The organism is Bradyrhizobium genomosp. I (2014) (assembly GCF_000261685.1).
Taxonomy (GTDB): Bacteria; Pseudomonadota; Alphaproteobacteria; order Rhizobiales; family Xanthobacteraceae; genus Bradyrhizobium.
In genome coordinates this window covers 1-19,489 of record NZ_AJQE01000418.1, presented here as the reverse complement: position 1 = coordinate 19,489, position 19,489 = coordinate 1, and the positions used below count along the sequence as shown (strand labels likewise).

13 protein-coding genes, 3 pseudogenes and 1 riboswitch are annotated in these 19,489 nt (G+C 60.1%); of the genes and pseudogenes, 7 read left to right on the top strand and 9 right to left on the bottom strand.

Annotation, left to right across the window (positions count from 1 at the left end; all coding sequences use genetic code 11):
* Positions 1–1,771 precede the first annotated feature (1,771 nt).
* Positions 1,772–2,053, bottom strand: a complete 282-nt coding sequence (locus IC50_RS36410; protein ID WP_370057846.1) for a DUF3892 domain-containing protein — start codon at positions 2,051–2,053, stop codon at positions 1,772–1,774.
* A 767-nt stretch (positions 2,054–2,820) separates the two neighbouring features.
* Here IC50_RS36410 and IC50_RS36400 point away from each other — a divergent pair.
* From IC50_RS36400 to IC50_RS36380, 3 genes and pseudogenes are all read left to right on the top strand, one after another.
* A pseudogene (locus IC50_RS36400) lies at positions 2,821–3,117 on the top strand (integrase core domain-containing protein); the annotation flags it as partial.
* Between the two features lie 3,239 nt (positions 3,118–6,356).
* The gene (locus IC50_RS41805) at positions 6,357–6,608 is read left to right on the top strand and encodes a DUF7662 domain-containing protein (protein WP_014490241.1); all 252 of its coding nucleotides are present in this window, start codon (positions 6,357–6,359) and stop codon (positions 6,606–6,608) included.
* A 1,293-nt stretch (positions 6,609–7,901) separates the two neighbouring features.
* Positions 7,902–8,495, top strand: coding sequence for an outer membrane protein (locus IC50_RS36380; protein ID WP_011082835.1), 594 nt, complete (start codon positions 7,902–7,904; stop codon positions 8,493–8,495).
* 744 nt (positions 8,496–9,239) lie between these two features.
* Here the strand turns inward: IC50_RS36380 and IC50_RS36375 are convergent.
* The 6 genes and pseudogenes from IC50_RS36375 to IC50_RS43845 form a co-directional block, all read right to left on the bottom strand.
* Complete coding sequence (locus IC50_RS36375) at positions 9,240–9,497, bottom strand: hypothetical protein (RefSeq protein ID WP_014490244.1); 258 nt, start codon at positions 9,495–9,497, stop codon at positions 9,240–9,242.
* A 287-nt stretch (positions 9,498–9,784) separates the two neighbouring features.
* Positions 9,785–10,858 carry a ribonucleotide-diphosphate reductase subunit beta gene (locus tag IC50_RS36370; RefSeq protein ID WP_014490245.1) on the bottom strand — a complete coding sequence of 358 codons (1,074 nt, stop codon included), beginning with the start codon at positions 10,856–10,858 and terminating at the stop codon, positions 9,785–9,787.
* On the bottom strand, positions 10,849–12,792 hold the full coding sequence (locus IC50_RS36365; RefSeq protein ID WP_014490246.1) for a ribonucleoside-diphosphate reductase subunit alpha: 1,944 nt from the start codon (positions 12,790–12,792) through the stop codon (positions 10,849–10,851). Before IC50_RS36365 ends, IC50_RS36370 begins: the two co-directional genes overlap by 10 nt.
* Positions 12,793–12,896: 104 nt before the next feature.
* Positions 12,897–13,067, bottom strand: a riboswitch (cobalamin riboswitch).
* Positions 13,068–13,192: 125 nt separating this feature from the next.
* Positions 13,193–13,339: pseudogene (locus IC50_RS41800) on the bottom strand (transposase); the annotation flags it as partial.
* Positions 13,340–13,774: 435 nt separating this feature from the next.
* Positions 13,775–14,416, bottom strand: coding sequence for a GNAT family N-acetyltransferase (locus tag IC50_RS36355; protein ID WP_043900134.1), 642 nt, complete (start codon positions 14,414–14,416; stop codon positions 13,775–13,777).
* Positions 14,417–15,684: 1,268 nt separating this feature from the next.
* Complete coding sequence (locus IC50_RS43845; RefSeq protein WP_277996270.1) at positions 15,685–16,140, bottom strand: ATP-binding protein; 456 nt, start codon at positions 16,138–16,140, stop codon at positions 15,685–15,687.
* On the opposite strand from IC50_RS43845, the gene IC50_RS43570 reads away from it, so the two are divergent.
* The 3 genes and pseudogenes from IC50_RS43570 to IC50_RS42685 all read left to right on the top strand — a co-directional run bounded on the left by IC50_RS43570 (position 16,057) and on the right by IC50_RS42685 (position 17,628).
* Positions 16,057–16,236, top strand: a complete 180-nt coding sequence (locus IC50_RS43570) for a recombinase family protein (RefSeq protein ID WP_277996271.1) — start codon at positions 16,057–16,059, stop codon at positions 16,234–16,236. The two genes, IC50_RS43845 and IC50_RS43570, sit on opposite strands and share 84 nt — an antisense overlap.
* 140 nt (positions 16,237–16,376) lie before the next feature.
* Positions 16,377–16,760, top strand: a pseudogene (locus tag IC50_RS43970) (recombinase family protein); the annotation flags it as partial.
* 334 nt (positions 16,761–17,094) lie between these two features.
* Entirely contained in the window at positions 17,095–17,628 is a 534-nt protein-coding gene (locus IC50_RS42685; RefSeq protein WP_011082845.1) for a transposase, read from the top strand.
* Between the two features lie 282 nt (positions 17,629–17,910).
* Here IC50_RS42685 and IC50_RS43555 read toward each other — a convergent pair whose 3' ends face one another.
* A complete protein-coding gene (locus IC50_RS43555; protein ID WP_014490252.1) occupies positions 17,911–18,234 on the bottom strand; it encodes a hypothetical protein in 324 nt (107 codons plus the stop codon).
* Positions 18,235–18,332: 98 nt separating this feature from the next.
* On the opposite strand from IC50_RS43555, the gene IC50_RS43550 reads away from it, so the two are divergent.
* Positions 18,333–18,632: a hypothetical protein gene (locus tag IC50_RS43550; protein WP_028144341.1), complete on the top strand. Its 300-nt coding sequence runs from the start codon at positions 18,333–18,335 to the stop codon at positions 18,630–18,632.
* A 246-nt stretch (positions 18,633–18,878) separates the two neighbouring features.
* Here the strand turns inward: IC50_RS43550 and IC50_RS40795 are convergent, their stop codons facing one another.
* Entirely contained in the window at positions 18,879–19,175 is a 297-nt protein-coding gene (locus tag IC50_RS40795; protein WP_125459292.1) for a hypothetical protein, read from the bottom strand.
* Positions 19,176–19,489: the final 314 nt, after the last annotated feature.

Sequence of the window (19,489 nt, the reverse complement as noted above, 5' to 3'; positions counted from 1 at the left end):
CACTTCCATCCTGTTCGCCGCGCGGCATCTTCACGCACCAGAGCATAGCTCAACGGCTTTGGGACCAATATAGATGGGCCTCCCGCACGCGCCGTCGCCCCTACACTCTCAAACAACACTAAGAACCTTCTAGGCCGAACGAATCCGTTGGTCGGGCGGGCGGGCGGGCGAGTCTATTTGGTCGAAGAGACGTGGGAGCCGGGAGTGTCTGAAATCGTGACGCCAATCGGCCGTAAGCGGGCAATAGATTGGCTGAGCGCCAATCCGACCCGCCGTCGTGATGCGGCTGCCACTGATCGTAAGCGGGCCGAACGCCTTTTTAATGCGGCCTGATCGATCTGCAAAAGACCGAGGCTGAAATACTGGCAGGCTGAGCGGCGTTAAGTCGCTCAGTCTGGCCTATCAATTTAGGTAGGCCACGCACGGCGGCTTTCTCGCTAAACCGCACTTCAGCTCCCAGCGGATTAAGGTTCATGGGAAAGCAGGGTGTGGGTTAGCCTTTATGATCCGAGGGGCTAACTTCACGGGGCAGTGCGGATGCCGCAGGGATAGCGCCTCTATCTAAGCCCCCCAGCCGATAAAGGCGCCGAGTCGCATCCGCGCGGCTCTTGAGCCGACGAGGAAATCATGGCACCAAAGGCTAAGCCTTTAAGGCATTTGCGCGCGCGGGACATTGCTGAAGCGGTCCATTTCGCGACGCGAGTATCCTATAAAAGGTGGCCGACGGGCGTGTGGTTTGAGCTAAGAGATCGGATGGTCAGAACAGCCGACGGGCAATTCTATCTTATCGAAGATCACCCCATTAAGCTTGACGGCCATGAAGTCGCACGGCCTTACAGTCTAGCGAGCGTCTTTGCGTGGCTGCATGATTGCCCACAACAGATTGAGCTTTGAACGGCCCAAGCGGGCCGCTTTTCGTTTGTAAATTTTCCGCGCGGATCTTTGTCAGCTTTTGGAAAGCTAGCCCGAATACTCAGCCATTGAGCTTAGCGGCGCGTGGCAGGGACAGTGCGTGCCCCGGTGTACGCGAGGGGGCTAGAGCGCCGAGTCACGTCACCGCTAATCTCAATTGCAGCGCGGGCGCGGTAGGGACAACGCCCGATTCTTATCCTGACCTGGCGCCGAGCCGTGCCCGCGTTGCTTCCGGTCGCTGAGACTGATCGCCCAAGCGTCTGGCGGCAACCAGTCCTGGTAGTTGCGCCACGGGCTTTCCCAGACGATACTTTCCGCCGTCAGCTTCAGTCGCTTGACGCTGGCCATGTTGAAGTTGGCGGGGCGTGGTAGGGACAGCGCCTCTAATTCCAGCTCGGGCGCGGAGTCACGTTGCCGCTAACTTCTACCATAGGTCCAAATGGACGGTGATCATCAGCGTGACAGACCTTCGCCCGCAGAGCTGAGACGTTCGGAGCGGATACTACGCGCCGATCAGATCGCACCTCGGGGCCTCACTAAGGCCAACGCAGCCGCCTATTGCGGGTGCTCCAAGGACGCGTTCAACACGTGGATTAAGAAGGGCTTGGTACCGGAGGCTATCCCCGGCACTCAGCGTTGGGATCGCAAGGCGATTGATTGGTATCTGGACCGGGCGTCCGGTCTGCCTACCGGGGAGACCGCATCGAGCGATCCGCTCCCAGCCTGGCTGACCTCAGAACGGAAGGCTGGCAGATAGGAGCGTACACGTCCAACCTTTTCAAGTGACTCTCGGGAGGCGCTCTATCAAAATTATACTACTGATCAGCCGGATCGCCAATGAACTTTATCCTTGCGACAATTAGGGGCACTCAGGGAGTGAAAGCAAATTGTCCGGTTGAATGCCGTCGGCCTTCGTCTTGATGTACTTGTGCCCGTTGTGGACGGCCACAATCACATCGGCCGTGCGCTTTTCCTCGACATAGAACTCCCATACACCGTTTTCGATTTCTTTGATCGTGTGATCGACGGATTGCTTCCACCTAGACCCGTCCGGGTTTACTCCGCCAACGTTTTTGATTCGCTCGTGAGGGTTCTGCCTGTCAGTCTTGTTGATGCATTGAATTCGTATGCGGCTGGTCACTCGGGTCTCTCCCATCTGCAAGAAAAAAGAGCCTCAGTGTGGACCTCGGCCGTGGGTTAGTGTGCCGACCAATCCCAGTAGGTTGCCTTGCATCCTTCTCGGCGCCGAGTCGCGCCCCCATTGCCAGGCGACCGTGACTGTGATGCGGCAACCAGTTCTGGTAGTTGTGCCACGGCTTTTTGCGGTGGATGTATCCTACCGACAGCCTTCTTCCCTCCCGAAGCTGGCGGTGGAGTTAGCGGCGCGCGTGGTAGGGACAGCGCTTCTTCTTCTCTCAGATTGAGCGCCGAGCCACGTGGCCGCTAACTCCCAACCATGGGGCCAAAGGATGCATATATTCGAGCGGCACATCACGGCCCTACGGTCGCAAGCGCTTGAGGTGCTTACAGCCAATCAGGCCCGGGCGGCCGATCAGTCTTTGAGCCTGGCAGATCGCCAAGTCGCGACATTTGATGCCGAGGAGGCTCGGGCAGTGTTAGGCATCCTCGACAGCGTGAAGCCCAATCTTAGGCCGAACGACGCGCGGCGGATCGCTGCACGCATACGCGCGCTTCTAGAGTGGGAGGGTTGAGTGCCGCACGACTCTCTCGGGGACAAAGGCGGTCAGCCCCGGTCTTCGGCGACGGTCTGGTCAACAAGGCCTACTTAAACTCGTGAACATCAGCGGCGAAGGAGTTCGACTAGGCAGCTCTCCGGCAATTCATGTCCTGTAGGGTAGCCAAAGTCATTTCGATGAAACGTCAGCTTTCTTGACCAGCACTTTAACGTACGTATCCATCAAGTACACCGAGCGCCTGGCTGAGGCTGGCGTCGAGCCGTCTGTCAGCAGCGTCGGAGATTCCTATGACAACGCTCTTGCCGAAACCATCAACGGTCTCTACAAGGCCGAGGTGATCCATCGGCGCGGGCCATGGCGCAGCTTCGAGGCCGTCGAGTTCGCCACTCTCGAATGGGTCGACTGGTTCAACAACCGGCGGCTCCTGGAGCCCATCGGAAACATCCCGCCGGCCGAAGCCGAGCAACGCTACTACGCCATGCTGGAACAACCAGCCAAGGCGGCATAACTTAAACCAAATGGCCTCCGGCAAACCCGGGGCCGTTGACTATGATTGCCGGAAAGAGCTTCAGCGAGCCTGCGAACAAACCCCTTCGCCTTTTCCTTGGGTATCGTCGTGACGACGGACATGCGCCCGTGCGACTCTTGCTTGCGGGTGCTCAACTTGGGCGCCGCTCGAGCAGGATAGCGCCGATGAGACGCAACCTTCGCTTGCAGCATCGAGTGCAGGCCGCTTAAACTCTAGCCCCTGAGGAGCCCGACGCTCCTTTCGCCAGCCGCCTAATCAGCCTCAAATCATTTGACAACGGACAACGGTTGCCCCGCTTGTGCGGTGCCATCAACCGGTCGGCCCTCTGCTGAGATGTTTCGTTGTCGTGCAGAACTTCGAGACTACAGACGCGAGCGATCGCCACGACGCGGCGCGAGATTCGCTGATGGTTCATGGATTTTGCTTTTAGCTCTGATGCCGGTAGCGGACTGGCTGCCGGGGTTCAGAAACCGTAATCGTGACCGGCCAATGTGCTTTTGGGGTGCCCTTGGACACGGGCGCACCGTCCCCGCCGAACGGGGCTGTTAGCACGCTGGCCCATTGATGGCCACTGATGCTGTCTTCGGTTTCTGAGACCCAAGCCTATGGTCGCACACAACCTAGACGGTTGCAATGTTAATATTCTACTCTAGGCGCGACGAAACCGCGCGCTTCCGTTGCAAGGCTCGACGCTGAAAGAACTTGGCCTTCCATTTGTAGATGCTGGCGTCGCTGACGCCGCCGATCTTGTTGACCTGCGACGAACGCCTTGTTCCCCACGCAGACCAAGGGCACGCCCGCTGCAGAACCTGGCACGGCAGCGCTCGACAGGGCCGGCCTCAGAAGCGCGGTCGGAAAGTGGATAAGTGTTCGGTGTGAGATTCCGCCCTGCTGATGCCACGCGCTTTGGTGTTGCGGGGCGGGCGTGGCGGGAAAGGTCGGCGCCGATCTCATGTGGTCAGCGATTAGCTGGCTGGTGGGGGTATGGGTCGTGGCCATATGTCCACTCGATTCTAAATTGGTGGTTTCCCTTTGAACGAGAACCTGAGCGACGTGCCCTGCCGCGGCGTCGACGGCGACGCGGTCGCCTCTTCCTCAGTGGCGTAGGGGCCGGAGTACTCAAAATTGAGCGCAACCTTCCACCGGCCTTTATGGCGCGACACGAAGTATTGAACGCCAGCCATAAAGCTTGCTCCGGCCTCGCCCCTGTGATCGACAGATGGCCTTACTCTGCAAATCTGCCGCGGTCGCCTCAACTACCGAATTTGGTGGGCTCGGAAGGAGCAGCGCCTTGTAGTGATAGGGCTGGACTGTTGCTGTGACCGGGGAGACCAACTGCCGGGCCTTGGTCGCTTCCCTTATTCACGAGCGATCGCGGCTGCAATCGGCGAGATCGAGTGTCGAGAGCGAGATGTCGCCTAGCTGCTAGCCAGTCTTTTCTCTCTCGTTAGAGTCAAAGGCTGGATTGATGACGGATTGGGAGACGATCCACTTTTCCATTATGACCGTGATCCCAAGCTCTTGTTCCGTCTCAGCCCTCGGGAAAACATGCGTTCGATCGTCAAACTCGTCAGGGTCCCTCACGGTAGCAGCACGATTTGAGCCGAACCGCGTTGCCGCGCCCTTTCTATTGCCCCCCTGCACGCCCTGGGGAACGTCATTGGGATCTCCGTTCTTAATTAATAGTCTTTGACTGCAATACTGGGCGATATGATCCGGAAGCGCCGATAGCGGCGCCCGCTTGGCTTCTTCCCGTACTCGCGCTCCCACGTCGAAGTGTCAATCCGCACATCCGTCATGTTCGCTGATCGCCTCAAAGATTACAACCTTGCCCTAGCGACCGTGCTTCAGAGCGTCAATTCCTTCGAGCTGGTCGGGGTTGGGCTCGTCCTTGATGTTCCAACGGATATCGCAAGCCGCCGAATCTTCTCCAATCGAACAAGCGCCTCTTGGAGTAACGAGGCTCGGAATTTGCAAGTCGTCGGCGCGGGGTGGCGCTGCTCAGCCGTCCTTCGGAAATCCCTCCGTTCAATGCAGAAACACCATAGCGGCGGCACGCCTGACAGCTCTTTATTTCCGTCAGCTACAAATTCTTGTAGTTGACCCGCGCGGTGTCCTCCGGGCTGAATCGCGATCAACCCCACAGGAGAGCAAAGCTATGTCTCCACTAGAAGCAATCACCCGTTGGCTGGACTCACAAGATTTGGGCATGCAACTTGAGATCGCCGGTTTCGCGACATTCTTGGTTTTCGGGGATGATGACACTTTCACGCTCGGCGACTCGGAGCAGCTCGAGTCTCTTTACCGATGGTTGAACGAGCCAAGCTTGGCATCGGGCATCGCCGCCGAACGTGCCCTGACCTTTCGAGTGTACTTCGCTTCCTTGGCCGAGGATAGATCGACGGGCGCCGGATGGAAGCGAACCGAAGTGTTGGTGCGGAGAATTCTGAAAGACGCTACGCGAGACGGGAGGTTTGCCGCTGCCCGCAAGGCGCAAAGGATGCTTGAGCTCTTGCCCGCCCGAAAAGAGAGCTGGAATCAGGTCGTGAGATCCTGGAATGAATTGGCCGCGACGTATCTAACACACGAGGCTCTCAGTAGTTGGAGCGCCGCCGAGAAGCTCCGAGGCCTGAGGGCGATTTCAAGCACCAGCGTTCCTGTTGCTGGGCTTGGGTCGCCTCATCGAGGCGCTGCTTAATTCTGGTAAAGCCGCAATTCCCCTGTGCTGCGGGGCGAGCGTCTGCATGCACCTGTCGGATCCATGGCGGCCACGCTAGCCGCTTAAAAGCATGACAGCGCATTGAAACTGACCGTCAGGGCCACCGGAGGATATCTCCACCCGACCGGCGGCCCACTTGCGATGCTGTAGCACAAGAGCCGAAACCGGCATCTCAATGGCAGGCACGGCTTCGCGCTTTTCTTCGAACATATGCCAATGCCAGCGGGCCTAACACATCGAGATGAACGAAAGTCTCCGGATAGGCTATATCGTTTCGGTAGCTTCATTGCTCGAGAGCCGCTCAGGCCGATGTTCAGGGCCGTAAAAGGTGGTACGTCCGCCTGCCTTCGGCGCAGACGTGGCTGCTGCTCGACATGATGTCGCGGCGGCGTCAGTGCCGCTGCGAACGAAAACCGACAAATATCGGACAAAATCCGCAATTGGTGACGAAAAGTCCGGATTGGCTATATAATATGAGATCGTTGGATGGGGGAGCCCGATGTCGATCTATAACCCTTTGAGAGACAAGCTGGTCGCAAACAGCTCTGCCTCGCTCAAGATGACCTTTGCCGACATCGAGATGCTTATCGGTCGCTCCCTCCCGAAATCAGCGTATGAATATGATGCGTGGTGGGCCAACGAAGACCCCGTCAAAACAAATCACAGTCACAGCCTTGCGTGGACAGTTCCGGGGTATCAAGCCGAACCAAATCGATTGCAGCGGACAGTAACATTTCGGCGCAGGGGGTAGCATTTTCCGCAAAAGCGAATGCCTTGAACCTGGTTCGCTAATTCGACAATCGAGGATGCGTCGTGAATGAAAATGATCACGCGACACGACTAAGCCCGTATCGACAAGACATGATATTTCTTATCGCAGTAGCCTCTCCCTCCGTTGGCAGCAAGCAAGGGGCGGCCGGGCGCCGATACGCGTGCCGAGCTCGATCTTGGCGTCCCTCATCTCCGCCAGCAGAGCCACGGGATCGAGCGTGCGATAGCTCTCGAAGGCGCCGTTCGTTTGACGCCTTTGCTCAGCTTCGGATGCGCGAGAGCGCACTCAGGGATCATCGCCGCTTCGAGTTTGGGACGGAGCGGATCGGCGACCTTGCCGAACTGCGCCGTTGCAGCTTCTGCATCGAACTCGGTGACGATGAAGGCGAAGACGACACGGCGCCCGGTCTTCCAGCAACCGGCTCACGTGGCTGTTGGAGATGGGTGCCGTAGTCGGCCGCTCCGAGCGCAGTCGTTCAATACCGAACTCGGCCGGGAGTTCTGTGAGAGCTCCTGGAATAGCCAGTTCTCGGGATGTCGCTCGGCCTGTTTCGCGGCTCAAATTTCATGTATCGAAGAGGGTACTGGCCGTGATCGAGAAGGCCAGCCGCAGCAAGAAATTCTGGACTCTTAACTCGATGCGGCGCCGAGCCTTATCGCCGGCCCCTACACACGCCTCCGTCTTACTGCGGATGCATCGTCCGCCCGGAACGAAATGGATTGAATGCGGCTCGTCCGTCGAAGCTTCGCCGTAAGCGGGAACACTTGCATCCAATGGCCGACGAACGGTCGATACGGGCGGAACGAGGACACGCGGAGCAGCTGCAATCAGGAAACTGACTCGCTGTCGATGCGCTGACTCTTGTCATGCTGATGTGCTCGAAGCCGCGCAGGACGGGTAACCGCGATTAGACATTTTCGGGTCAAGCCACTTAATCAACAGTCGGCGGACAGCATCCGCGACCGACCCGACATGCACTTTGCCCATCGACCGGCCGCTCAGGCGGCGCTTGCGACCCCGTCAACTACCAACCCTTGCAGTTGATGGAGGTGGCGGAAACGTGGCAATCGTCGTCAATATCCCGTCGGGGGCGTCGAATTCGAAACTGGGATTCAGAAGAATAAAAAAATTGCTAGCGGGCACGGTAGCCCTCAACACGCTGGCTGCTCCTGCCTCTGCCGTTGATCCGGCCGCGCGGCCTTACTTCAAAGCGCCTCCGGCGGTCATTCCGATCTATGATTGGAGCGGCTTCTACGTCGGCAGTGCTGGGACGTGGTCAACGCCGGCGGCGTGGTCGTCGCTCCGCCCGTTGGCATGGGGCGCCATCATGCGACGGGAGGCACGGTGGGCGGTCACATCGGCTACCGCTGGCAAATAGCGAACTCGGTGTTCGGTCTGGAGACGCAGGGCAATTGGGCCGATTTCAAGGGCTCCAACGCGAACCTTGCTTTCGCAGGCGTCCGGGATGACTCCACGCTTGATGCATTCGGCCTGTTCACGGGCCAAGTCGGCTATGCTTGGAATAACGTGCTGCTCTATGTAAGAGGTGGGGCTGCAGTCGTCCGTGACAAATACCGGGTCTCCGATTTTGCGACCGGGCTCACTATCGACAACGGCAGCGAAACTCGTTGGGGCGGCACGGTAGGGGCGGGCCTTGAATTTGGCTTTGCTCCGAACTGGTCCATCGGCGTTGAATACGACCACCTGTTCATGGGTCGTCGGGATGTGGATTTCTTTTTTTCACCCGGACTCGTGGGTGTTCCGGTGGGCACTTTTGCAGGGACTGCCCGTATCGGTCAGGACGTCGATATCGGCTTGGTCCGTGTGAACTACCGGTGGGGTGGCGTGATCGCCACGACCTATTGATCGATCTTCGCCAAAATGGCGCGGGTTCGCACCAATATCCTGAGCCGCATCGCGGCATAGAAACCTTGGCAACAGGGACTCGCATCAATAGCGCTATCGGCTTCTTGTCGGTACATCGGCTCGAGCTGGTTAGGCGTGGTTCAAAGGAATCTGGCTGATCTGGTTATGACGCAGCGCCACGGCGAGATCGCGGCGAACTCAAGCGTGCTGCCGTGGTCGAACGCCAGCCGCTTAGTGGCTGGCTGCGCCGATTTCCCGGCCCCGTGCCTCCACCTGCATCACCGTCGGCTTTCCGGCCGTCGGAGAATGATGAGGCAAAAAATAGTTTTGTCGACCGTCGTAGTTAACCCGGCCCTCGCTTAGGGAGACACAGGTCATCGATTACAATCGTTCCGGTCGGCCGCAGCACGCTCATCGCACAGGCAGCGCACTGAAATGCGAGCCGAGGTGCGAGCCGGGCGCACCTTCGTGCTACGACTTGGTCGACCAGGTCGAGGCCGCACTGGCCACCTCGGACGAAAGGCCGACGAGCGGTCGAAGCGGCGCTCGTGCGAGGGTGGGACATAACGTCGACGACGTGATGGCTTGCGTCATCGTCGCTGCCGATCTCTGCGCCCGATCAGCCTGCCGAACCCCCGCTGGCGCGGATCAATTGGGAGCGCCTCGGAGAGCGGATGCAAAATCTCGAGAGGTGGATCGGCAGCGCTGAAGCGGAACTCTTGTGTTAGGACAGAAACGCGGCTGTCATCCGAGCCGCATTGCCAGCGTCTGCTCGTAGTAGATCACCTCCGCGAAGCCACGGCCGAGGAAGACCGCCAGTGGGTCGGCGACGAAATCAAACGCGAAGGGGGATGAAGAACAAATCGGTTTGCCTGATCCGACCGGGCTGCAATGAAGATGACCCCCTTTGACAGGGTTGCCCCTCTTTACAACTTCCGATTGCGTGATAGTAATCCCCTCTAGCCCTAAGAGGGGGGCGGCCGTGGCGATCATCGAGAACATTCGTCTGCTCAAGGGCGTAGCCGTGTTGCGCTGATTGACTTCATGAAGGTGGTTGACGAGACCCACCTCACCGACCTGCGGAAATACTGTAAACCCTAGCCGCCATCAGCAATGGAGCGCATGTACCGGCTTAACCCAACAAACCATCTGTGTGTCCGGCTTTGTCGCGCTGCAATCAAGACGCCACGATGAGGAGGTCCGGTTCTATGCCTTTGTCATGCTGGCGGGTGACGGCGACGACTATCGGCGCCTGCCGCTGTCAATGCCGCTAGCATGAATAAAATGGGCTAGATACGGCCGAAAGTCGCCCACACCCCGTCTTCGCCGTCCCAGCTGCCGCGGCTCGCCGCCTTGGAGTACTCCGTGGCGCGCTGCTCGAAGAAATTGGCGTGCTCGACGCCATTGAGAATCTCGACGAGCCACGGCAGCGGATGCGCCTTGAGCTGGGTGAACCCGCCCTCCTTCGCCTCGAAGAAGCCGAAGACCGGGGCAATCCGGAGTTGGGCCAGTCGCCAGTCGGCGACGTAGCGGACGTAGGCGTGGATATGCTCAGGCAGCATCCCCTCGATCTTGCCAAGGCCGAAGGCGAGCTCGACGAAGTTCTCCTCCAGCTTCACCATGGTCTTGGCTACGTCGACAATGTCGTCGCGGACGGGGCGCGTCACCGCGCCGGTTTCGCGGTGCCATTCGTGAAATAGCTTGATGATGCCCTCGCAGTGGAGACTCTCGTCGCGCACTGACCAGCTTACGATCTGTCCCATGCCGTTCATTTTGTTGTGGCGTGGGAAGTTGAGCAGCATGGCGAAGCTGGCGAACAAGGCCATGCCTTCGGTGAAGGCGCCGAACATCGCCAGGGTACGGGCGACATCCGCCACGCTGTCGACGCCGAACTCGTGCATGTAGTCCGCCTTGGCGCGCATCTGCGCATAGCCGCGGAATGCCTCGAACTCGGTCTTAGGCATACCGAGCGTCTTGAGTAGCAGGGCATAGGCGTCGATATGAACCGTCTCCATGTTAGTGAAAGCGGCCATCATCATCTGGACGGTGAGTGGCTGGAAGATCGGAATGTACCGCTTGAAATAGTTGTCGCCGACCTCGATGTCCGACTGAGTGAAGAAACGGAAGATCTGGGTGAGCAGCGCGCGCTCGCTGTCGGTGACGCGGCCCGAAGCCCAGTCGTTGAGGTCGGCGCCGAGCGGCACCTCCTCGCCCATCCAGTGGGTCTGCTGCTGGCGCTTCCAGAACTCGTAAGCCCAGGCATAGCGATCGACGTCGTAGCTGCCGGTCGAGTCAAGGAGGCCGACGCGTCCCTTGCCGATCAACGTGCGCGGATCGGCGCGCGATAGATCGATCACTGACATGCGAGGCACTCCTCATAGTCGGTGCGCTGCCGCGCCGGCTGCTGCGTCGGCGTTGCATCCCCGGCAATCTTGCCGGCGAACGCCGCGCGCGAGATCGACTTTGATCGACAGTAGTAGAGGCTCTTCACCCCACGCTTCCACGCCGTCCAGTGCAGCATGTGGAGGTCCCACTTATCGACGTCGGCCGGCAGATAGAGGTTGATCGACTGGCTCTGGCAAATCAACGCGGCGCGGTCGGCGGCAAGCTCGACGATCCAGCGCTGGTCGATCTCGAAGGCGGTGCGAAAGATCGCTTTCTCGTGCTCCGACAGGACGTCGAGATGGGCGACCGATCCGTCGTGCGCGATGATCGACTCCCAGGTCGCCGAGGTGTCGGCGCCTTTCGCGGCCAGCACCTTAGCGAGGTGCGGATTGCGCACCGAGATGGCGCCGGATAGCGTCTTGTGGGTGTAGATGTTGGCCGGGATCGGCTCAGTGCAGGCGCTGGTGCCCCCGCAGATGATGCTGATCGAGGCGGTCGGCGCGATTGCGATCTTGTGGCTGAAGCGCGCCATCACGCCGCGTTCCAGGGCATCCGGGCACGGGCCACGCTCGCGAGCGAGCGCCACGGATGCGGCGTCGGCTTCGCGACGGAGTTTTCGGAACATGTTCAGATTGAATGACTTGGCCAAGGTACCCTCCATTGGAATGCCCTTGGCCTGGAGAAACGAGTGGAAGCCCATGACGCCGAGGCCAACGGAGCGCTCGCGCAGGGCGGCGTAGCGGGCACGCTTCATTCCGTCCGGCGCCACCGTGATGAAGTGCGTGAGCACGTTGTCTAGGAAGCGCATGACGTCCTCTATGAAGCCGGGCTCCTCATTCCACTGGTCCCAGGTCTCGAGGTTGAGCGACGACAGGCAGCAAACCGCGGTGCGCTCCTCGCCGCGATGATCGATGCCGGTCGACAGGGTAATCTCGCTGCACAGGTTGGAGGTCGAGACCTCGAGGCCGAGCTCGCGCTGGTGCTTGGGGAGCGCACGGTTCACGGTGTCGATGAACAAGAGATAAGGCTCGCCGGTCTGCAGCCGGTTCTCAAGGATGCGTTGCCACAGCTGGCGGGCGTCGATCTCGCGGACGACCTCGTTAGTCTTCGGGCTGCGCAGAGCGAATGCGGTGCCGGCGCCCACGGCACACATGAACTCGTCGGTGACGTTGATGCCGTGATGTAGGTTGAGGCTCTTGCGGTTGAAGTCACCAGACGCCTTGCGGATCTCGAGGAACTCCTCGATCTCGGGATGGTGGATATCGAGATAGACCGCCGCCGAGCCGCGCCGCAACGAGCCCTGGCTGATCGCCAGCGTGAGGCCGTCCGTGACGTGGATGAACGGGATGATGCCCGAGGTGACGCCGCCCCTCGCCTTCTCGCCGATTGAGCGAACATTACCCCAGTAGGTGCCGATGCCGCCGCCATTGGAAGCAAGCCAGACGTTCTCGTTCCAGGTGCCGACGATGCCTTCGAGCGAGTCCGACACTGAGTTAAGGAAGCACGAGATCGGAAGGCCGCGCGTCGTGCCGCCGTTGGAGAGCACCGGTGTGGCCGGCATGAACCACAGCCGAGACATCGCATCATATAGACGTTGGGCATGCGCAACATTGTCCGCGAAGGCGCAAGACACTCGGGCGAACATGTCCTGGAGGCCTTCGCCGGCGAGCAGATAGCGGTCGGTCAGCGTCAGCCTACCAAACGAGGTCAGCAGGTCGTCGCGCGACCGATCGAGCGAAAGGTCAGACGGAGTTGGCGATCGCGCGGGGGGCCTCGGCAGGGGAGCCGGCAATGCTGGGGGCTGCACAAGACACAGTTCAGGTGTGGTAGGCTTTGCCTGCGCTGAGGGCTGCCGCACACTCGGCAGCTCAATGAGATGACCATACTGATCGAAATCGTAAGACGCCGACATCGGCAACCCCGTGATATTTGGGGGCTGGGACCGTGCGGACGACTTGCGAGGGGACCGGGCAAATGTCCCCGGCTGCAAGCGACCCACCGGGCACCCCGCCCGAGGACATGGGTTCTGTCGCGGTAGGTTTCCTGGCTCGCGGGTCGCTGCGGCTGTCGGCCTTCCCAGCGCTGTCGCGCTAATGCCTCGGAATAGCCGCTGCCGACACAATGGGTTCCCCCCTAACACCGTGCCACCATATATGCGAATTTAAAACCACTACGACACCACATATAGAAGCCTTTGCCCAGACTCGTCAAGACGGCACAGTCAAGTTAACCAGTTGGAGCAGCCCCGAGGTCGAGGTTCGAAATTCGCCGAGCGCCTGTCCTGAGAGCCTCACTCAAAAAACATAGATGTCTCAAGGCCTGGCCAATCGGCGAGTTAGGAGCCTCAGATGGGCGACGAGCGGCCAGGCGAGCTCGGTAGCGGCGGAACCTTCGAAGTCTTTGCAGAGATGCCCACATCTGCCGAGCCACGCAAAGGTGCGCTCGACGACCCAGCGCCTGCGATCGGCCAAGATGTGCTCAAACCTTTGGAAGTGGCGTCGCAAATTCTCCAACAGGGGAACAGCAACCCTGGACATCCTGAATGTTGGCATCGATCGGTTCGCGGTCCGCGAATTGAGTTGGGCCGGATCGGGTTTCGGTAGCCATACGCGTCTCGCCATTCATCGCTTTCTGTGGCCTTAGATCAAAAATTGTCTGGAGCCCGACCGCAAATCGATGCAGCCGCCCGTGGCAATATCCCAGCTTAGTGGATTTGACCCCGCCAGCTCTCACATCAGACGTGCCAACTTTGCCGAAGAGACGATTGGTATGCTTTTCGCAGGCCCGGCGAGCCGCCTCACGTGCTCAGTTGTCTGGCCGCGAACATAAGCCGTCCTGACCGAACGCGGTCATGTCAGGTTATTGGCAATCAATCCTAACGGGATGAGGCGGAGCTATGCTTGAGTCTGGGTGACGAGCCGATCCGGCGGCGCGGCCTTGCTGGGTCGGAATGAAGCCGTTCGCAACATTGGCGTGAGCGGCGGCGAAGAACCGTGTTGTATCTCACCAACGACCTTGAAGCCGTGACGTTGGTAAAAGGGAATGTTTTCAGGGTTCGAACTTTCGAGGTAGGCAACAATGCCGTCCTCATCGCATCGTTGAAGGGCGTAGTTCATCAGCAACGTGCCAAGCCCTTTTCCGACCCAGTTCGGATCGACGGCAATGAGTGGCAGATACCAATGTGGCTCGTGGGGACGATGTTCGGCCATTCTCCGCCGCAAGTGTGCCATATCCTCGGTAATCTCCGGGCGCAGGGATAGCGCCATGATTGCATCCAATGCCTCCTCATCTTGCTGCACGTTGGGAGGCAGCCACAGGGCCGCGCCACGAATCTCTCCCGCGACGTAGGCTGTGCCATGTGCAAATGCTCGGCCCCCACAGGCGTCAATGAACTGAGGCATGCTTCTAAGGTATTGCCTTGGGTCAGGCCAGCTCCAACGCATCAACGGATCCGCGGCAAAGCCGAGCACAATTGTCCAGACAGTGCTTGCACGAATGTTTGCGTTCGCAGATCTGATATCTGATTCTTCTGTCATGAAGTCGTTTCGGGGCTCTGTTTTGGCATTGGCCTTCCAAGGAGGAGCATGGCATCGACACATCTGACGGTGAGCGGAATGGATGCACCGACGGGGACTCGCCGGGTGCATTTGGTTTCCCTTCCGAGATCTCCGCCTGTCTCAGACGGCTGACTTTGACGGCCACTTCGGACGAAGGCTCCTTGGTAGGCAATGCTTGGATCTACATATTCCTGGCGGGCTTCTGCGCTTCCACGCCCTATCTGGAACCCGCCCCGCCCTTCCCAAGGAAGCTCCGACGTTCTCAAGGTCGACACGGTTCGGCAGCCTGCAACCGTCCGCGAAGGGAATGACATGAGGACGCCTTTGATATTGCAAGTGCGAAGAAGTCAGGGCATGGCGAACATCGGGCGATGGCTGCCTGAACCGGGCTCCGGCACGAGCAAACAGCCAGCCAAGTGTCGCGCGTCGAGGTCCAGACTAGGCAAGGAATCATCACCTCGTCTCGTATTGAGCGGTTCTCGTAAGTTTCTTGGTCAAAACACATGCTAAGTGCGAAACCTCCATTGCCAACGTCGTGTCCGCGGTCACCGGCAGAGAGAGCTTTCGTCTGCGAGACTCATATGCGTAGTACAGCGGCTTTCCAATTATCGCATGTTGTCCGCGCTCCTTGATGTTCTTGTCTCGGCGCATCATCGCCGCGATTCGCGATTGTCGGATCAAGGCAACGGGACTGGATACCACGACGCTGCCGCCGTCGACCTACTGAACAACGCAACTTGGGATCGCGCGAGAGCTTTCGTGCATTGATTGATCGTCAGGCGTGTCGATCGCTCGCACAACGGCGTTAGCTCTATCGAGCGAAAACGTTGCTGTCGTGCCCTCGTCGTACTTGACGCCCAGGTCAGTTGTATCCGCCGCGATCCTTGCCATAGTGGGAAAGACAGCAGGCTGACGTAGTTGCGTGAGTAACTCTCGTAAAAGAGGTTTTTGGCCACAAGCGTTGATGGCTTCGTAGGACTTGTTCCAACTCACTCCCTGATCGGAACGGTTTGGAAGATTTCTTGGCGCTGGTATGCTTGCCACACCAGGTCCGAGATCCACGTGGTGAGTCATGTTGTTTCGTTCTGTCTTGGAAAACTGTAGTCGTCGGGGCAGCATATCAGAAGGCAATGTAGCGAAGACCTCCCCAGAATAGGTAGGGATCTATCCGCCCTTGATGCTGAGTTGGCCCGGGTTCAACCTTGAGCATAGTCTGTCGAACGCCATCCGGAACTGCCCCCTTTTCGTCATGAAGAACTGCCCCCACCATCGGACGTTTGATGGTCGCTTCCGCCGGTGACGGGACGGAGGGAGGCGGAGCCGACCGGACGGCCGTCACCGGCGGTCGGCGGTTTGATGAAGCCACTCTTGGCGCGGAGTCGGTAGCTGTCGCCGCGGATCGTCAGCACGTGGCGGGGGTGCAGGAGCCGGTCGAGGATCGCGGCAAGAAGACGCGCCTCCAGTAGACGATCCACCGGAAGCGGCGGATCTGCTTTGAGGCCGTCGTCTACGTTCGCCAGTCGACGGCAGACCAGGTCATCAACAACCGCGAGAGCGAGCGCCGCTAGTACGGCTTGGCCGACCTTGCCCGGCAGCTGGGCTGGAGCGAGGTGGCCGCAATCGACGACGAACTCGGTCGCTCTGGTGGCGGCACCGCGCGTCCCGGTTTCGAGAAGCTGCTCGCCGCCATTTGCGAAGGGCAAGTTGGCGCTGTGGTCTCGAGTGAGGCCTCTCGGCTGGCGCGCAACGGCAGGATTGGCATACGCTCCTGGAGTTCTACGGGCTCGTTGGAACACTGATCGTCGATGAGGATGGCGTCGACGATCCTCGCCATCCCAACGATCGCCTTCTGCTGGCATGAAAGGCACGATGAGCGAGATGGAGCTGTCTATCGTTCGGCAACGCTCGCTTGAAGCCTTGGAGCAGAAGGCACGCAGGGGTGAGCTCTTCCTCAACGTCGCCATCGGCTATCTCAAGGTCTCCAACGATCGGATCGACAAGGACCCTGATCGGCGCATTCAGGAGGCGCTCGCACTCGTGTTCACCAAGTTTGCCGAGATGCAGACACCGCGCCAGGTCCACCTCTGCTTACGGCAGGAGCGAATCACTTTGCCCGGGGGGCGGCCATGGCCCCGAGGGCCGCCACGTCGAATGGAAGTTACCAGTGTACAATACGATCTACCACATCCTGACCAATCCCGCCTATGCTGGCGCCTATGTCTTCGGGCGCTCGGGCAGTCGGGTGACGATCGAGGCCGGCCGCAAGAGGATCGTGCGGGGCTTCCGGCGCGAGCGCAACGACTGGGAGGTTTTGATCAAGGACCACCATGAGGGCTACATTACGTGGGCGGAGTTCGAGAAGAATCAGGGCCTGATCACCGACAACGCCAACGGAAAACGCTTCATGAGTCGAGGCTCGGTTCGCAGCGGCGAAGGCCGGCTCGCGGGTTCTTCGTTGCGGCCACTGCGGCCGCAAACTTCACGTTACCTACAGCGGTACGCACAGTACTGTCGGGCGGTATCATTGCCGCGGTAGCCAGATCAACCATGGTGGAGACCCGTGCATCTCATTAGGCGGTCTGCGCGCGGATCGCGCGATCAGCGCGGAGGTCATCGCGCGGCTGCAGCCGCTGGGTATACAGGCAGCGCTGGCGGCCATGGAAGCGCGCGGCTGTGAACACGCCGACAAGCTGCGTCAGCTCGAGTTGACTCTGGAGCAGGCACGCTACGAGGCAACTCGCGCTCCTCGGCGATACGAGGCTGTCGATTCGGACAATCGCCTTGTTGCCGGCGAGCTGGAGCGGCGCTGGAACGAACGCCTGGTCGCTGTCCGCGAGCTTGAGGGCAAGCGCGACACGTTGTTGGCTACGCCGGAGATGACGTTGAGCGACATCGATCGCGATCGGTTACTTGCGCTTGATTCCGAACTCAAGAGAGCTTGGGAAAGTCCGGGTGCAACAGCTGCGACGCGCAACAGGATCATCCGAAGCTTCATCAATGAGATCGTTGTGCGCATGCGCGACGAGGTGCTGGACTTGATTGTCCACTGGCATGGCGGCGATCACACGGCATTGCAGGTGAGGAGGAACCGCACCGGCGAGCACCGCGGCGGATGTGGTCGATCTCGTTCGTGTCCTCGCGCGTCAGATGCCCGACAGCATCATCGCCGCGGTTCTCAACCGCGCCAGTAGGTCGACAGGGCGTGGCAACAGTTGGGCCCGCGTCCGCGTCCGCGTTCGCAGTCTGCGCAACCAACACGCCATCGCGGCCTACCGAGAGGACGAGCGCGCCCAGCTGCGTTGAAAGTCAGTCCTTCGACGGCTCGCCGTCTGATCGAAGAACAGAGCTTGCCTGCGCAGCAGCTGTGCAAAGGCGCACCGTGGATGGTCAAAGCGGTTGATCTGGAACATCCCCAAGTCAAGGGCGCGGCGGTTCCGGCGGCCATCGTCTGGCGATCCGGGTCAAAAAGAAACTCAACTCCAAGGGGGTAGCGAGGTGGGCAGCATGAACCTGACTCGAGCGCGCGAGCAGCAGCACGTTCTCGCCGTTGGCGATCCAACGTGACGGCGGCCAGGTCGCGGATCTGCTTCGGTCGATCGACGGCTGCGTCTATGATCCTTGCGCACGACCTCGCGCTCGCACAGTAGGATCAGCGTCTCACGCGCCGACAGGTTCACGCGCGCCGTCTCGTCGGGCAGGTTGTCGAGCTGGTCGCGGATGCCGGAGAGCTGCGAGCGCGCCAGCATGGCCCCCAGCCAATCGATTGGTGCTTCGGTGACCTTCTTTGTACGCACCATCAGAAGCTCCCTCCGATCGTAGCTTCGTATTCGGCAAGAGGACGTAACAACGAGGGCAGTGGTGAAGGCGCCGGCACTGTCGGTGTCGCGGTTGCTGGTTGGCAGACCGCGCCATCGCGACAGGCAACCCCGTCGAGGTGGGCGAACTCGACGATCCGCAGCCGGCGATCCTCCGATTGCCTGTGACCGCAACCTCGCGCATGCCATGGTGGATGCGCACCTCGCCAGCCGCGACCGTCACCGCCACGCGCTCGCTGATCAGCCGCCAGGGTACCGTAGTTGTTCGTATCGATCTCGACAGCACAATCGTTGCCGACGACGCGGGCCAGTTCGCGCGGCGATCCGAGCGACGCCGAGCGGCTTCGACCGGTGTACCTCGTCACACGCAAAGCGAGTGATCGGCGCCACGCCCGTCGTGCCGTGGATACGTACGTTCGCCACCCCGCCCTCCCACTCGGCGAGATGCGTCTCGAATGCCTCCCAGCTCGCGAAGGAATGCCCCGCGATCACGCTCTTCTTCACGTAGCGGACGCCATTCTCCGTCTTGCCCTTTGTGCGCGCCCGATACGGTGCGCAGGCGCGAGGACGGAAGCCCCAATGCTTCGCGAACGTGATGAGCTTGTCGTCAAACTGAACCGACCGGCTCACCTGTCGTGGCGCACCACGAGCGCGCGTGGATTGTCCTTCAGCACTTCCTCCGGCAAGGTCGTGAATGCGCTCTCGAGCCCAGCGAACCAGTGCTCTTGCTTTTCGGCGCGGGTCGCCACGAACACAAATGCTTTGACCTTCGCCCCGCCGATATCGACCAGACGCTCGCCGAAGTCGATCTGTAGCTGCCGCCCCGGGGGCGTCTCGAACCGGGTCGTCGCCAGAGCTTCGGCCTTCAGTGCCTGGCGGTAGGGCTGCACGGCGCGTCGCAGCGTTCGCCGGCTGACCGCCAAGCCGTTTTCGGCCAACAGGTCGTGACGGACCGCATCCGCATTGCCGCGATGTCGAATGAACCTCTCGCGCAGCCAGCCTTCAAGGCCATGACCCGCTTCGCCCGCTCAGGCGACTTGAAGGCTTCACCCACCCGCGCCACGTAGTCCTTCACCGTCTGCAGCCCAGCTGGCGCGCAATCCGCTTCAGACCTCACCCACACACCCTCAGGTGCAACATCTCCGTCACGTCATCCGGCGTATTCATCACCTGCCCCTGTGAATTACTCCACGACAAGCCTTTGATTCGTTAGAGCTGGCCCCGCAAATTCGGACAG